At 35.6% G+C, this 16,280-nt stretch carries 16 protein-coding genes; 14 read left to right on the top strand and 2 right to left on the bottom strand.

Annotated elements, in window-relative coordinates; genetic code table 11:
* Positions 1–10 precede the first annotated feature (10 nt).
* The gene (locus tag CINF_RS02810) at positions 11–775 is read right to left on the bottom strand and encodes a TatD family hydrolase (RefSeq protein WP_178696736.1); all 765 of its coding nucleotides are present in this window, start codon (positions 773–775) and stop codon (positions 11–13) included.
* Positions 776–950: 175 nt separating this feature from the next.
* On the opposite strand from CINF_RS02810, the gene aspS reads away from it, so the two are divergent.
* From aspS to ppa, 4 genes are all read left to right on the top strand, one after another.
* Entirely contained in the window at positions 951–2,720 is a 1,770-nt protein-coding gene (gene aspS / locus CINF_RS02815; RefSeq protein WP_179975662.1) for an aspartate--tRNA ligase, read from the top strand.
* A 62-nt stretch (positions 2,721–2,782) separates the two neighbouring features.
* A complete protein-coding gene (locus tag CINF_RS02820; RefSeq protein WP_179975663.1) occupies positions 2,783–3,355 on the top strand; it encodes an adenylate kinase in 573 nt (190 codons plus the stop codon).
* A 14-nt stretch (positions 3,356–3,369) separates the two neighbouring features.
* Positions 3,370–3,843, top strand: a complete 474-nt coding sequence (locus CINF_RS02825) for a hypothetical protein (RefSeq protein ID WP_179975664.1) — start codon at positions 3,370–3,372, stop codon at positions 3,841–3,843.
* A gap of 2 nt (positions 3,844–3,845) precedes the next feature.
* Positions 3,846–4,364: an inorganic diphosphatase gene (ppa, locus tag CINF_RS02830; protein WP_178696732.1), complete on the top strand. Its 519-nt coding sequence runs from the start codon at positions 3,846–3,848 to the stop codon at positions 4,362–4,364.
* Between the two features lie 203 nt (positions 4,365–4,567).
* Here ppa and CINF_RS02835 read toward each other — a convergent pair whose 3' ends face one another.
* The gene (locus tag CINF_RS02835; protein WP_178696731.1) at positions 4,568–4,972 is read right to left on the bottom strand and encodes an acyl-CoA thioesterase; all 405 of its coding nucleotides are present in this window, start codon (positions 4,970–4,972) and stop codon (positions 4,568–4,570) included.
* A 97-nt stretch (positions 4,973–5,069) separates the two neighbouring features.
* Between CINF_RS02835 and ciaB the strand changes: the two genes are divergently transcribed.
* From ciaB to CINF_RS02885, 10 genes are all read left to right on the top strand, one after another.
* The gene (ciaB, locus tag CINF_RS02840; RefSeq protein WP_179975665.1) at positions 5,070–6,896 is read left to right on the top strand and encodes an invasion protein CiaB; all 1,827 of its coding nucleotides are present in this window, start codon (positions 5,070–5,072) and stop codon (positions 6,894–6,896) included.
* A gap of 23 nt (positions 6,897–6,919) precedes the next feature.
* Positions 6,920–8,047: a glycosyltransferase family 4 protein gene (locus tag CINF_RS02845; RefSeq protein ID WP_179975666.1), complete on the top strand. Its 1,128-nt coding sequence runs from the start codon at positions 6,920–6,922 to the stop codon at positions 8,045–8,047.
* Positions 8,040–8,645 carry a sugar transferase gene (locus CINF_RS02850; protein ID WP_179975667.1) on the top strand — a complete coding sequence of 202 codons (606 nt, stop codon included), beginning with the start codon at positions 8,040–8,042 and terminating at the stop codon, positions 8,643–8,645. The genes CINF_RS02845 and CINF_RS02850 overlap by 8 nt, the downstream gene beginning before the upstream one ends.
* Positions 8,646–8,663: 18 nt before the next feature.
* Positions 8,664–9,254, top strand: coding sequence for an acetyltransferase (locus tag CINF_RS02855; protein ID WP_179975668.1), 591 nt, complete (start codon positions 8,664–8,666; stop codon positions 9,252–9,254).
* Positions 9,255–9,280: 26 nt separating this feature from the next.
* Positions 9,281–10,465, top strand: coding sequence for a molybdopterin molybdotransferase MoeA (locus CINF_RS02860; RefSeq protein ID WP_179975669.1), 1,185 nt, complete (start codon positions 9,281–9,283; stop codon positions 10,463–10,465).
* A gap of 149 nt (positions 10,466–10,614) precedes the next feature.
* Entirely contained in the window at positions 10,615–12,726 is a 2,112-nt protein-coding gene (gene topA / locus CINF_RS02865) for a type I DNA topoisomerase (RefSeq protein ID WP_179975670.1), read from the top strand.
* A gap of 9 nt (positions 12,727–12,735) precedes the next feature.
* Positions 12,736–13,581: a biotin synthase gene (locus CINF_RS02870; protein WP_240156152.1), complete on the top strand. Its 846-nt coding sequence runs from the start codon at positions 12,736–12,738 to the stop codon at positions 13,579–13,581.
* A 194-nt stretch (positions 13,582–13,775) separates the two neighbouring features.
* On the top strand, positions 13,776–14,366 hold the full coding sequence (locus CINF_RS02875) for a lipid-binding SYLF domain-containing protein (protein WP_178696724.1): 591 nt from the start codon (positions 13,776–13,778) through the stop codon (positions 14,364–14,366).
* Positions 14,367–14,942 carry a DedA family protein gene (locus tag CINF_RS02880; protein ID WP_179975671.1) on the top strand — a complete coding sequence of 192 codons (576 nt, stop codon included), beginning with the start codon at positions 14,367–14,369 and terminating at the stop codon, positions 14,940–14,942. It begins immediately after the preceding gene.
* A complete protein-coding gene (locus tag CINF_RS02885) occupies positions 14,939–16,228 on the top strand; it encodes a DUF945 family protein (RefSeq protein WP_179975672.1) in 1,290 nt (429 codons plus the stop codon). The genes CINF_RS02880 and CINF_RS02885 overlap by 4 nt, the downstream gene beginning before the upstream one ends.
* Positions 16,229–16,280: the final 52 nt, after the last annotated feature.

The raw sequence follows: 16,280 nt of genomic DNA on the forward strand, positions 1-16,280 counted from the left end.
TTTTATCCTTTCATAAAGCAAAAAGTCTTAGTGCGTTTTGTGTGCTTAAATTTTCAACTTCTTCTAGGCTAAGATTTAAAATTTCACTCATTTTAGCAGCTACAAAGCTAGTAAATGCTGGCTCATTGCGCTCGCCGCGTTTTGGAACTGGGGCAAGATATGGAGCGTCTGTTTCTAAAAGCAAACGCTCTTTTGGGATTTTTGGTAAAATTTCTACTAAATTTTTAGCATTTTTAAAGGTTAAAACCCCGCCTATGCCAAAATAAAATTTAGAACTCAAATCCAAAAAAATAGGACTTGCATTATAGCAATGAAAAACTCCGCCCACTAATTCATTAAAATTTGCCTTAATCATATTAAAGCAATCCTCATTTGCATCTCTTACATGAACTATTAGTGGTTTTTTTGTTTTGATTGCTAATTGAATTTGCGTCAAAAATACCGCCTTTTGCGTGGCCTTGTAATCTTGCGTGTTTTCTTTTGGCAAGCGAAAATAATCCAATCCGCATTCACCAACGGCTACGCATTTTTTATCTTTTAAATATTTTTCTAAGGTGTTTTCATCAATGTCATCGGCATGATAAGGATGCACGCCTGCGCCAAAATAGATGTTTTCATACTTATTAGCAATTTTTTGTGCTTTTGCTAAATCATTTATATTTGCGCCTGGGATGATGATTTTGTCGATATTATTTGCCTTAGCACGCTCTAAAACCGCGCTCAAATCAGCATCAAAGCTAATATCATCAAGATGACAATGCGTATCTATAATCACAAACTATCCTTAAAATAATCGCTGATTGTAGCAAAGTTAGGCTTAAATGAATATTTATAAAATTTGAAAAAATAAATTTTAAATATAATTTGAAATAAAACTTAATAAAATTTGGCTTATAAATATAGAATTAAGCTAAAAAGGTTATAATTGCGCTTTTTTTCAAAGGACAAAAATGCGAAGCGGATATTGTACTGATATAGATCAAAGCAACATCGGTGCTGATGTGGAGTTGGTAGGCTGGGCTAATAGCTACCGAGATCATGGCGGGGTTATCTTTATAGATTTGCGCGATCGTAGCGGGATTATTCAATTAGTATGCGACCCAAGCGATAGTCAAAATGCGCATGAAATTGCTTCAAAAGTAAGAGATGAGTTTGTGCTAAGAGCGCGTGGCAAGGTGCGCGCAAGAAGCGAGGATATGATAAATCCTAAGCTAAAAACTGGCAAAATCGAAGTGGTTGTAAGCCAGTTAATTATAGAAAATGCTGCTGCGCCTTTGCCTTTTGTAATAGGCGATGAGAGCGTAGGTGAAGAAACTAGGCTAAAATATCGTTTTTTGGATTTAAGACGCGCTGGGGCATTTGATAAGTTTGCCTTACGCTCAAAGGCCGCAATAGCTGCTAGAAATGCGCTTGATAGTTTAGGATTTTTAGAGGTTGAAACCCCGGTTTTAACGCGCGCAACACCTGAGGGCGCAAGAGATTATTTGGTGCCAAGTCGCGTTCATAATGGTAGTTTTTATGCCTTGCCACAAAGCCCACAGCTTTTTAAACAGCTTTTAATGTGTGCTGGCTTTGATAAATATTTTCAAATTGCTAGGTGTTTTCGCGATGAAGATTTACGCGCTGATCGCCAGCCTGAATTTACCCAAATTGACATTGAAATGAGCTTTTGCGAACAAAAAGATGTGATGAAAGTCGGCGAAGCCGTGCTCAAAGATATCTTTAAGGCTTGCGGACACGAGATAAAAACCCCATTTGCCATAATGCCTTATAATGAAGCCATGGAAAAATACGGTAGCGATAAGCCTGATTTACGCTTTGATATGCCTTTAATCGATGTGGCTGAAATTTTTGTAAAATCAAATAATGCGATATTTAGCGATCCGCTAAAAGATGAAAAAGCTAGAAAGAAAAATCGCGCCAAGGCGATAGTAGTAAAAGGTGGCGATAATATATTTAGCAAGCGTCAAATGCAAAGATTTGAAGAGTTTGTGCGAAAATTTGGTGCTAAGGGGCTTGCGTTTTTGCAAGTTAAGGGCGATGGCGTAGATGAAAATGCGCTAAAAGGTCCGCTTAATAAATTTTTTGATTCAGATTCGCTTGTTAGATTGCGTGAAATTTGCGGGTTAGAAACTGGCGATGTGGTATTTTTTGGCGTGGGCGATAAAAAAACCGTGTTTGATTATATGGGCAGATTTAGATTATTTTTAGCTAATGAATTAAATCTTATTGATAAAGATAAATTAGAGTTTTTATGGGTGGTGGATTTTCCTATGTTTGAGCAAAATGATGATGGCAGTTATTCAGCAATGCATCATCCTTTTACTATGCCAAATAACCCAGACGAGCCGGATTTAGAAGATATTACAAGCATAGCTTATGATGTGGTGTTAAATGGCGTTGAGCTTGGCGGTGGTAGCATTCGCATACATAAAGATGATATTCAGCAAAAAGTGTTTAAATTATTAAAAATCAGCCAAGAAGAGCAAAGAGAAAAATTTGGCTTTTTGCTTGATGCGCTTAGCTTTGGCGCGCCACCACATGGTGGTATAGCCATAGGATTTGATAGGCTTATGATGCTAGTAACTAAAAGCGAAAGCATACGCGATGTAATCGCCTTTCCTAAAACCCAAAGAGCAACTTGCTTGATGACAAAGGCGCCAAGTGCGGTTAGTAACGAACAAATGCGCGAACTTGGCATAAAGCTAAGAGAAAAATAATTTTAATGCTTTTTGGCTAAATTTTAAAATTTTAATTTAAAATTTCTAAACAAAGGATCTTAATGAAACAATTGTTTTTAATCATCGGTGCGCCAGGCAGTGGCAAGACGACAGATGCTAGCTTAATCGCTAAAAATGATGAGAGTTTTGCCCATTATAGCACTGGTGATTTATTGCGTGCTGAGGTAGCAAGTGCTAGCGAACTTGGCAAAACCATAGATGGATTTATTAGCAAGGGCAATTTAGTCCCACTTGATATCGTGGTAAATACGATAGTTTCAGCTATTAAAGCAAGCTCTAAGGATTTGATTTTAATAGACGGCTATCCAAGAAGCGTAGAGCAAATGACCGCCCTTGATGATGTGCTAAGATCTCAGCGCGATATAAAGCTTAAAGGCGTGGTAGAAGTAGAAGTAAGCGAACAAACAGCAAGAACGCGTGTGCTAGGGCGCGCGCGCGGAGCTGATGATAATGATGAAGTTTTTGATAACAGAATGCAAGTTTATCTTCGCCCAATCAATGAAATACGCGCATTTTACGAGCGTCAAGGCCTGCTTCATACAATTAGTGGCGAAGCTGGCATAGATGAAATAGTAAGTAATCTAGCAAATTTATTAAATACGCTAAAAGCGTAATCAAAGGAGAAAATATGAAAAAGCTAATTTTAGCTGTGGTTGTGCTTTTTGGTTTAACTGCTTGTTCGGATAAAAATTGGGTTCAAAGAGTAGATATTAATAAGCTTGAACGAGGCACCAAGGCTTATGCGATTTGTGGCCAAAGCGATGATGAGAAATATTTAGAGACACAAATTAACGAAGAATTAAATAAAAGAGGTTATTTTGGCAAAGATGATTTACTAATAAAATGCTCTGTCATACAAAATGATAATATGGCAGAAAGCACGACAAAATCATTTGTATATAATTCAAAAGGCATTCTTTTAGCTAATTTTGAAGCTTATAATTTACATTATGATTTTAGAAGCCAAAGAGGTTTAGGCGCAAATGCAAAAAATATAAGCGATTATGTGATTTATAAATTCTTAAAAATGAATGAAGTTGATAAAGCCAAAAAGCAAGAGCAAAAAAATAAAAAATACCTAAAACCAAAAACAAAGGCGTAAAAATGGATATTTCAAAAATCAAAACCGGCCTAAACCCTGATAAATTAAATGCTGTAATTGAAATACCTTATGGCTCAAATATCAAATATGAAATAGATAAAGATAGTGGCGCTGTGGTGGTTGATCGCGTGTTGTATTCGGCGGTATTTTATCCAGCTAATTACGGCTTTGTGCCAAATACCTTAGCTGATGATGGCGATCCAGCCGATATTTTGGTGCTAAATGATTATGCCTTGCAAGCTGGAAGTGTGATAGCTTGTCGTTTGATTGGTGTGCTAGTTATGGAAGATGAGGCTGGTATGGACGAAAAATTGCTAGCCGTGCCAGTTAGCAAAATCGACCCAAAATACGATAATATCAAGTCTTTTACAGATTTGCCTAAAATCACACAAGAACGCATTAAAAACTTTTTTGAAACCTATAAATTACTAGAACCTGGCAAATGGGTTAAGGTAAAAGGTTTTGAAGACGCTAAAAAAGCAGAAGAAATTTTACAAAAAGCTATTCAAAATTATAAATAATTTTATGCGATTTATGCAAGCAAGTTTTGCTTTTGACTTGCTTGCTTGATTATCGCAGGCAAATTTTAAAATTATTTAAATAAAATTTTAAAATTTAAGTTTATTTTAAAAATTAAAATTTACTCACAAAAAAATTAAAAGTTATTCATAAAATATAAAAATTAAAATTTTAATCTTAATTTATAAAAATAAAATTTTAAAATTTAAAACCCGTAAATGCGCTTGGTTTCGGCTTCGATTGGTTTTTTTTGCCCATTTTCATCGACACTTACATAAGCTACATGCGCGCTAGTAACTGGCAAACAAACAAACCCGCCATGCTCTCCAACGCGCTCAGCAATAACTTTAACCTCTACTTCAATTGAAGTTTTGCCTACTTTTTGCACCTTTGCATAGCAACTTATTATATCGCCCACAAAAACAGGATTTTTAAAAATTACTTCTTTCATAGAGATTGTTACTACGCGTTTTGGGGCTAGTTCGCGCGCAGCTATGGCGCCTGCTAAATCGATTTGCGATAAAATCCAGCCACCAAAAATATTGCCAGATGCGTTTGTATCGCTAGGCATCGCAACTACTTTAATCCTTGGCTCGCTCATATTTTTCATTTTTATCCTTATATTAAAATTACAAAAGAATACATAATTTTAGCATAAATAGCGTAATTTTTTTGCTAAAATCACGCCTAAAATTATGGAGAATAAAATGGATAATTTTAGAGCTTTGAATATTCTTTTAAAGCACCATAGGGTCGAGCTAAATGAGCTTTATTTAGATGATTGCTCTAAGCTAGTAAAAAAAGCACTTAAAATTTGTGAGTTTAAAGATAGCAAAAGTGCGCGTATGGCGGTGCTTAAACGCATTGTGGATTTAAAAGAAGAAGGCATTAGCAACCAAATGCGCGCTCTTAATTTTAGCCCTAAAAAACAGCGTCAAATAAAAGCTAGAATGTATGAGTTTGTGAGCGAGTTTTATATAAATGAGTTTAAAAATATCCTAGCGCGCGCAAAAAATTTAGGTTTATTAAGAAATTACACCTATGAATTACTGCGCGGGGTTCATAAAATCGGTATCGAATTGAGCAAAATACAAATAAAATGGCAAGAATTAGTAATAGATCAAAATCAAAAATATTTTAAAAAAAATTTTAGCAGCAAAAAAAAGGCCTTAGAGTTTATAAGTAAAAATAAACTTTATCAAAAAAATGCCGACAAAACTCGCGCCGATCGTATTTATGGGGTTTTTAGCATTGATGATATGGAAATTTTGCCTTATGCTTTGGCTTTTAAAAAAGAGTTTAAAATTTTAAATGAATGCTTTGAAGATTGCATTAAAGAGCTAAAAAATTGCGAGCAAAACGAGCAAGATCGCGCCTACACAAAATACATAAAAGCCTTAAAAGACGCTTTTTGCGAGTGCGAAAATAAAAAAGTAATTTATGCGTGGCAAGAAGCTGAGCGCGCGTGGATGGATTGTAAAGGCGATATTCAAATTGGCCATTTGCTAGAATACTACGAAGATGCCTACACGCACTCAGTTGCGCTTGAATGGGATGTGCGCTTAAAAGATAGCGATTATCAAATAGACCAAGGCCTGTTAAAATCAAATATTAAAGATACTTTTGAGCAAATTTTAAACTCCGCAACTCAAAATTTGGATGAAAGCTTACAACAAATGCGCCTTCTTGTGCATTCAAATATCGATAAAACTCAGCTTTATATTTGTAATCCTTTATTTTATTATGGGGCTGATTTTAATGGTTTATTTTCAGCGCAAGTGGTTCCAAATGATGAAATAGTAAGCAAAAAATACGGCAAGAAAATTTTTGCTTTTGTAGATTTTATACACGCAAGCACAAAAGCTAGGCCTTTTAGTAAGCTTTCAAGCGAAATTTTCGATGAAAAATTTTTAGATTATGAAAGAGAAATTTTATTTAAAAAGCCACATATTTGGAAAAAAGTTTATGAAATTTCTACAATAGGGCATGAGTTTGGGCATATTTTATTTATTGGCTCTGATACGGAAAATGCGATGAATGCTGGCGGGGAATTTAAGTTTATTGAAGAATACAAAGCCACAACAGGCGGGCTTGTTAATTTCTTTTTACACGAAATAGACGCGTTTTGCTTGCCGGTTTTTGCTGAGGTTTTAAGGCGAGCAGTTAGCCTAATCGCATGGCAAAAAATCGATGAATTGTGCGCTTATTATTGTGAGGGCTTGATTCATTTAAGCTTGCTTTTTGATTCTAAGGTACTTAGCTTTAATGATGAAAAATTGAGCATTGATTTTAGCTTGAATGCTTATAAGCGTTTTAAGCAAGCCAGCTTGGAAAATTATCAAGATCTATGCCAGCATTATATACAAAAGCGCGATGCTAGCGAATTTTTAGCCCGTTTTGTTAGTTTTGATGGAGAGGTTTATTTGCCAAAAGATGAAGAGCTAAAAAATTTTGTGTTGTATTATTATGGTTTATATGAAAAATTAGCAAATCAAGTAGATTTAGAGGCTTGGCAAAAATGGGTAAATGCTTAAAATTTTAAAATTTAAGGATAGTTTTGTTAATTGGTTTTCTCTCACATAGCGATATGAGCATTTTTCATTTTCGCTTGCCTATTATGCGCGCATTAAAAAAACGCGGGCATAAGGTTTATGCCATCGCGCCAAATGGATCTTATACAAAGCGCATTATAAAAGAGTTTGAGTGCGTTCATTATGACATTAACCGTGCTAGCACGAATCCTTTGCGTGTGGGGCGCGATGGGCTTAATTTAGCAAAGGTTTTAGCACCATTACACCTTGATGTGCTTCAATGCTCAGCACACAAAAGCAATATTTTTGGGCTAAACGCAGCCAAAATGCTAGGTATAAAGCACGCATTTGCCTTGGTTGAAGGACTTGGCAGTGCTTACACAAGCACTAGCTTGGGTGCTAAAATTTTGCGTTTTGGCATTGAAACGCTTTATAAAAACACACTAAAAAATGCGAGCGCATGCATTTTTGTAAATGACGCAGATGCTAAATATTTTGCTACCAAAAATCTAATCCAAACAGAAAAAATTCGTAAAATTAAAAGCGTGGGCGTTGATGCTAGTTTTTTTGATCCTAAAATTTCTAAACCAAGCAAACTTCTAGCAAAATTTAGTGGTAAGAAAATCGTGCTAATGATGGCTAGGGCGTTAAAAGATAAGGGCGTGCGTGAGTTTTATGAAGCAGCTAATTTATTAAAAGCGCGCGATGATGTGCAATTTGTCTTTGTAGGTAGCGAAGATAAAGGTAATAAAAATAGCTTAAATAATGCCTTTTTAGATACTAATGAAAATGTAGAGCATATCGCGTGGAGCGATGAAGTAGCGGGGCTTTTAAGGGCTTGTTATATTTATGTTTTGCCAAGTTATCGTGAGGGTTTTGCGCGCACGATTTTAGAGGCTATGAGCATGGGACTAGCTTGTATTAGCACTGATGCGCCAGGTTGTAATGAATCCGTAATAGACGCTCACACGGGGCTTTTATGCGCTTTAAAAGATAGCGCGGATTTAGCTAGAAAGATTGAAATTTTACTTGATGATGAGCAAAAAACAGCAATTTTTGGCGCAAATGCTAGAAAACTAGTCCTTCAAAACTACGATCAGCCAATTATCACGCAAAAATATTTACAAGTTTATGGCGAGTTTTTTGATGTATAAATTGGCTTTTAAAAGAATTTTTGATTTTTGTGGGGCATTTTTGCTTCTAATTATTTTTGCGCCTGTGATGATATGGGCGTATTTTGCGGTTAAAAAACATCTTGGGGCGCCGGTGATTTTTACGCAAATGCGCCCTGGTTTGGATGAAAAAATTTTTAAAATTTATAAATTTCGCACGATGAGCGATGAAAAAGATAAAAATGGCGAGCTTTTAAGCGATGAGGCGCGCTTAAATAATTTTGGCAAAATGCTAAGAAGCACCAGCATAGACGAGCTTCCACAGCTTTTTAATGTATTAAGGGGCGATATGAGTTTTATAGGTCCTAGGCCACTTTTAATAGAATATCTAAGCCTTTATAACAAACGCCAAAAGCTCCGCCATAGCGTGCGTCCAGGCATAACAGGCCTAGCACAAGTTAGTGGCAGAAACAATATCAGCTGGGATAAAAAATTAGAGTTTGATAGCTATTACGCCCAGCACCTAAGCTTTTTGCTTGATGTAAAAATCGCATTTTTAACGATTCAAAAAGTGCTAAAAAAAGAAGGCATAAATCAAGATGGTATGCAAACAACACAAAAATTTAATGGCAATAATTAAAATTTCTTTGGATAAAAAATGAAAATAATTTATTTATACGGAGCTAGCGGGCATGGTTTGGTGTGTGCTGATATTGCAAGAGCTTGTGGGTATGATAAAATCATATTTTTAGATGATTTTAAATATCTTAAAGATAAGCAAATTTTAAAATTTGATGAAAAGCTTGAAAAGCACGATATATTCATTAGTATAGGCGATGCAAAAATAAGACAAGAATTATTTAATAAGGTTCAAAAAGCAGGCTTTAATGTGGTTAGTTTGATCCATAAAAGTGCGGTTATTTCAAGCTCAGCCAAGATAGGCTTAGGCGTTAGTGTAATGCCAAATTGTGTAATAAATGCAAATGCTTTTATCGCTGATGGAGTGATTATAAACTCAGCCTCCATAATAGAGCACGAATGCCAAATAGGCGCATTTGCGCATATTTGCCCTGGGGTAAAAATTGCAGGCGCAAGCAAAATCGGCGCGCGCGTATGGCTAGGCATAGGATCATGCGTAATTCAAAATTTAAACATCGGCGATGACGCATATATCGGCGCTGGTAGCGTTGTGGTAAAAGATTTGCCAAGCAAGGTTAGAGCCTTTGGCAATCCTGCTAGGGTGCGTTAAAATTTAAAATTTTAATAAGGATAAAAATGCAAAGTTATGATGAGAGTTTAAATGCCTTGCTTGAAAATGCCAGTGCGTTTAGATTAAAGCAAAGAGTAGGGCTTGATAATGCGCTGGGGCGAGTTTTGGGCGATGAAATTTATGCCAAAAGCGATTATCCAAGCGAGCCTATGGCGGCAATGGACGGCTATGCTTGCCTTAGCCAGGATTTAGAAAATGGCGCTAAATTAAAAATAATCGATAAAATTCCAGCCGGCAAGCTACCAAGTGCTAAAATTAGCCCTAAAACCTGCGCTAAAATTTTTACTGGCTCATTAATGCCTCAAAGCGCAAACACGCTAATTCCCATAGAAAATGTAAGCGCAAATGATGAATATATCGTGGTTAATGAGCCTGTGGGCGCTGGTTTTGCTGTGCGTGGGATTGGCGAGAGTTATTTTAGGGGCGAGCTTTTATTTAAAGCTGGTGTTAGGTTAAAATTTAGCGAACTTGCCGTGCTAGCTGAGCTTGGCGAGCATTTTGTAAATGTGCTAGCTATGCCAAAGGTAGCGATTTTAGCAACTGGTAGCGAGCTTGTAGATCTTGGCGCGCATAAAAATAATATGGCACAAATTTATAGCTCAAATACCATAGCACTTGATAGCATAGTAAAAAGCTGTGGCTGCCAAAGCTTGATAATGCCTCTTGTAAATGATGATAAAAAAGAGCTTGAAAATGCGGTCCATTGGGCATTGCAAACTTGTGATATTTTGCTTAGTAGTGGCGGGGTTAGTGTGGGGGATTTTGATTTTATGCGAGATTTTGTGCGCCAAAATGCCAAAATAATCGTAGATAAAGCAGCCATCAAGCCTGGTCGCCATATCAAAATAGCTAAGATGAATGAAAAGTTTATTTTTGCTTTGCCTGGTTTTTCGCAGTCGGCTATGGTTACGGCGATGCTGTATTTTAGGCCTTTTGTAGCAAAAATTATGGGTGAGGATATAAAGTTTTGGCATAAGGCAATTTTACAAAATGATTATAAAAAGCGCAGCGAACTTGAAGAATTTGTAGCAGCAAATTTAGAATTTGATCAAGCCAAAATTACGCTAAATACGCAAAATAAGAAAAAAGCAAGTAGCGCAGTAAGCACAAATTTAAATCACAACGCGGTGTTATTTAGAGCCAAAAAAGATTTAAAAGCGGGCGAAATCGTGGAGTTTTGCTATCTTTAAATTTTAAAATTTAAAGCTAATGCGCATAATTGCGGACTTTGAATTAGAATTTGTTTAAAATTTTGCTTTATTAAAATTTCAGCTATTTTTAAGATATAAAATTTTATTTATTTTGCTACAATGCGCGCCAAAAATCCAAAAGGGCGTAAATGAATAAATTAATCATAGTAGAATCACCCGCAAAGGCTAAAACCATCAAAAATTTTCTAGGCAAAGGATATGAAATAATAGCATCAAAAGGCCATATCCGCGATTTGCCAAAGTCAAGTTTTGGTATTAAGATTGAAGATGGCGAGTTTATCCCTGAATACCGCATATCGCGCGATCACAGCGATATAGTAAAGCAAATCCAAACCCTAGCAAAAAAAGCTGATGAAATTTATCTAGCAACCGATGAAGATAGAGAAGGCGAGGCCATCGCGTATCATATAGCAATGGCTATTGGCAAGGATCCTACAAGCTTGCCGCGCATAGTTTTTCACGAAATTACAAAAAGCGCGATTGAAAACGCTCTAAAAAATCCGCGCCATTTAGATATGGATAGCGTAAATGCCCAACAAGCCCGCCGTTTGCTAGATCGCATCGTAGGCTATAAGCTAAGCCCACTTTTAAGCCAAAAAATACAAAACGGCCTAAGTGCTGGGCGTGTCCAAAGCGCGGCATTAAAAATAATTGTGGATAAAGAGCGAGAAATTCAAGCCTTTGTGCCGATTAAATATTACAGCATTGATTGTGTTTTTAAAAGAGATTTAGATGCTGAAATAATCTCATTTAACGAGCAAAAGCTTGAAAAATTAAGCATTAGCACCGATCAAAGTGCCAAAAATATCGTAAATGCCACGCTAAATGAAAGCTTTAAAATCAAAAGCATAGAATCAAAAGAGAGAAAAGCTAACCCAAATCCGCCTTTTATGACCTCAACCTTACAACAAGCCGCATCAAATCGCCTAGGATACAGCCCTAAGCGCACTATGGCGCTAGCTCAGCAATTATATGAAGGCGTTCAAACCGATCAAGGCGTAATGGGCGCAATTACTTATATGAGAACAGATAGCCTAAATCTAGCCCAAGAAGCCATTAAAAGCGCTAGGGATTTTATACAAAAAGAATTTGGCCCCAAATATTTGCCGCCAAAGCCAAATATTTATGCTAGCAAAGCAAAAGGCGCACAAGAAGCCCATGAAGCCATACGCCCTACAAATGTAGCCTTTACTCCACAAATTGCTGCGAAGTATTTAAATGCCGAGCTTTTAAAGCTTTATACTTTGATTTATAATCGCTTTTTGGCTTGTCAAATGAGCCAAAGCATAGTAGAAAATCAAAGCATTATCATAAGCTCAAAAAGCTGTCAATACCGCCTAAGCGGGCGAAAAATGCTTTTTGATGGTTTTAGTAGGTTGTGGGAGAGTAGCGAAAAAGATAGAATTTTGCCAGCATTAAAAATAGGTGATGAAATGAGTGTGCAAAAATGCGAGTTTAGCGAAAATTTCACCGAACCACCATCAAGATATAGCGAAGCAGGGCTAGTAAAAAAGCTTGAAAGTTTGGGCATTGGGCGACCTAGCACCTATGCGCCTACTATTACCTTGCTTACTAGCCGCGAGTATGTAAAAAGCCAAAATAAACAATTAATCCCAGAGCCAATAGCCTTTAAAATCACAACTATGCTTGAAGAAAATTTTAATGATATAGTAGATAGCGATTTTACTAGCAGACTTGAAGAAAAATTAGACGACATAGCAGAAAAAAAATGCGAGTGGCAAACAGTGTTAAATGAGTTTTACACACCTTTTGATGCTAAAATAACCTCAGGCAAAACAAGCATAGCAAGCCAAAAAACTAGCGAGTTGATAGGCGAAAAATGCCCTGAATGTGGTAAAGATTTGGTTAAAAGAAGCGGTAAATATGGAGAGTTTATAGCTTGTAGTGGTTATCCAAAATGCAAATATTCACGCAATATCCAAAACCCACAAAATAGCGATGATAGCCAAAATGCGCAAAAACCAGCCAAAAAAGCATTAGTTAGCATAGGCGTGGCTTGCCCTAAATGTGGCGAGGGCGATGTTGTAGAGCGTTTTAGTAAGCGCGGTAAATTTTATGGATGTTCGCGTTATCCAAAATGCGATTATGTTAGCAATTATGCCCCAAGCGGAACAAATTGCCCACAATGCTCTACTATGATGGTGCTTAAAAAGCTAAAAAAAGGCGATTTTAACGAATGTCCAAGTTGTAAATATAAAATACAAATAAGCCAAGATTAAGGTTAAAAAATGTCAAAAAAAATAATGTTATGTGCGATTTGTAATGTAAGTAGTGGTAATTGCGCTGAGGATTGTGCTTATTGCACGCAAAGCGCAAAATATGGCGCAGATATTAAAAAATATCGCCAAAAAAGCATAGATGATATAGTAAATGAAGCCAAAATTGCCTATAAAAATCACGCTCTTGGCTTTTGTCTTGTTACAGCAGGCAAAAAGCTTGATGAGCGCAAGCTTGAATACATCTGCCTTGCTGCGCGCCAAATACAAAAACAAATCCCAGAGCTTATGCTAATAGCCTGTAATGGCATAGCTGATTATGAAAGCTTAAAAGAGCTTAAAAATGCTGGAATTTTCAGCTATAACCATAATTTAGAAACTAGCGAGGGCTTTTTTGATAAAATTTGTACCACGCACACTTGGCAAGATAGATACAAAACAAATGAAAATGCCAAAAGAGCAGGTTTAATGCTGTGTTGTGGCGGTATTTACGGGCTTGGCGAAGATGAAAATGAGAGAATTAGTTTTAGAAAAAGTCTTGCTAGCCTTGAACCTTTTACTAGCCCTATAAATTTTTACATTTCAAATCCTGCTTTGCCTATTAGCGTGCCACGCTTAAATGCCGATGAAGCCCTAAAAATCATAAGAGATAGCGCAAATGCTATGCCAAATACACGCTTTATGGTAGCTGGTGGCAGAGAGTTAATTTTAGGCGATAGACAATATGAAGTGCTAGAAAATGGCGCTAGCGCAATAGTTATCGGGGATTATTTAACCACCCAAGGCGAAGTGCCAAGCAAGGCGATTGAGAGCTTAAAAAATCTTGGTTTTGAGTTTATGGATAAATGCGAGCATTAGTTTATAAGCTAGTTTGGCTTTAAATTTTAAATAATTTAAAATTTTAAAATTGCTTAAATTTTAATATTAATTTTTAGCAAAAACAGCTTGTTTTGGGCTAAATTTTAAAATTTGGCTAGTAATGGTTTAAAGCTTAGTTTAAACATCGCTTAAAGAAAAAACTTTACAATTTCAACTCAATTACGGAGCAAAAAATGAAAAAACTTTTTATGGCGTTAATTGGCGTTTTTGCGCTGTTTTGTGGAGCTAGCGCAAATGATGAGTTTATGCTTGAATGTGCTAATTCATATAAAAATGTGCTTAAAACTAATAAAATCCCAAGCCAAGAGATTGTAAAAGCAAGCCACGCTATAATCATAATCCCAAGCTTTTATAAGGGCGGATTTTTCATAGGCGGAGCCGGTGGCAAGGGCATAATGATAGAAAAAAATGGCACAAACTGGCATCCAAGTGGCGTAAATATCGGCGGTTTAAGCGTTGGATTACAAATTGGTTTTGAAAATAATATTTTAGTAATTTACATTTTAAATAGTCAAATAGTAAAACAAATAAAAAATTCAAAATTTACTCTCAATGCCGAATTAGTCGCTAGCTTTTGGGATAAAAGCAGGGCGTTAAATAAAATGAGTGAAATTACTTTTAGCGATTCTATTTATGCTTACACAAATAATAAAGGATTATTTGCTGGTGCTAGCTTAGGCGGTGCCGTAATAAGCGCAAATCAAGAGAAATTTTCAAATATTTCATATGGTTTTAGCGAGTTAATCCACGCATTAGGCAATTAAATGCAACAAACCTTAGAATTTATAGAAAATTACGCTATTTGGGGCTATGGAATTTTATTTTTGTATAGTTTTGGTGGCGGAATGATAGCGCTTTTGGCTGCTAGTGTGCTAGCTGGTGTTGGCAAGCTTGATTTAAGCTTATGTATAATAATCGCAGCTGTGGCAAATTTTTTAGGCGATGAGTTGCTTTTTTATTTGGCAAAATTTAATAAAAATGCCGTTTTGCCGTATTTTAAAAAACATCGCCGAAAACTCGCTTTGGCTCAAATTTTATTTAAAAGTTATGGCGGCAAAATCATCTTAGCTAAAAAATTTATTTACGGCTTAAAAACCTTAATCCCGCTAGCAATTGGCCTAAGCAAATATAGCGCAAAAAAATTTTTATTTTTAAATGCGATTTGTGCGATAATCTGGGCTGTCAGCCTTGGATTGCTTGGCTTTTTTGCTGGCGATTTTATCCAGCAAATTTCAGAAAAATACGGGCAAAACACTAGCTTTTTAATAATCTTTTTAGTGGCAATTTTATTTGCTTTATGGCTGTATTTTGAAAAACAAACAAAAAGGACAAAAATATGAAAAAATCGGCATTTGTTTTAGTAATTTTGCTTATTTTGGCTGCTGGGGCTCAGCTTTTTACTTCAAATTCTATAAAATCTCAAATTGATTCTTACATCGCTATACTAGAAAATAATCAAAATTTAAGCATAAAAAGCAAGCAAATAAAGCACAATATTTTTGGCTCACAAATTGATTTAAAATTATTGGCAAATATTTTTGATGAAAAGATAGAGTTTGATTTAAAGATGGTAAATTCTTATGTGCTTTTACCTCAATTTAGTAAAATAACAGGCGATTTAAGCACACCTTATGCAGGCTTTAAAAGGCTTTTTAACACGCAAACTCCAATAAAATTTAAAGCAAATATGGGTTTTAGCAAGAGTGAAATAATTATGAATATAGAGCCTATTTTAGTAGATGAAAAAATAAAATTTAGCCTTGATACCTCAAAAGCAAGTTTTTTTCTAAGGGGCGATAAGTTTAAGGCTTTTGAGCTAGAAATGCCAAAAATTTTAATCGAAGATGAAGATCTTAGAGCGCAATTATCTGGCGTTAAGTATTATTTAAGCTATGATGAGCCAGTGAGTTTAAATGATATAGGCAAAAAAATAATTGATAGCACAGTTGGGATAAGAGCGGATAATATCGCATTAAATAGTATGATTTTTGCTGTGAAATTTAATGAGCTAGATTTTGATAATAAAATTATAAAAAATGCCAGGAAATATAGTATGCAATCTTTGAGCAATATCAAAACTATGGATTTATTTAAAATCAAGCTTAATGATATGGTTTTGGATTTTAGCTTTAATAATTTTGATATTAATGCCACTGAACATTTATACAAACTTGATGAAAAACAATTAGAAAATGATGCGATCATAGCTGGTGAGTTTGCTAAAATCATCGATAACACAAGCAATTTTGAGCTTAAAAATTTTGGCTTTAAGGCAAATGATGGGCAGATGAAATTAAGCCTAAAAGTATCCTTGGATCAAAATTACACACAAGATAAATTTCAAAATATAACAAATTATTTGTTGGTTGATGGGGAATTTAGTGCTACTAAGCCGCTTTCTGTGATGTTTGATCCTTTGGGTGCTGGGTTTAAGGATATGGAGCAAAACGCCTTAAATAGCGGTATGTTAAAAGCATCTGGCGATGGCTACATGGCAACTTTTAGTATGACAAAAGATAAAATAACAATAAACTCAATCGAGCAAGATACTTCATTTTTAAATGATGAAGCAAGCACAAATGATGCTCAAACTATGGAAAAAATGTATGAGGATTTACAAAAATAAGCATTTTTCAGCCTAAAAAAGATGAAATTTTAATTGCGCTTTATCAAAATGT

The sequence above is a fragment of the Candidatus Campylobacter infans genome, from assembly GCF_013416015.1.
Taxonomy (GTDB): domain Bacteria; phylum Campylobacterota; class Campylobacteria; order Campylobacterales; family Campylobacteraceae; genus Campylobacter; species Campylobacter infans.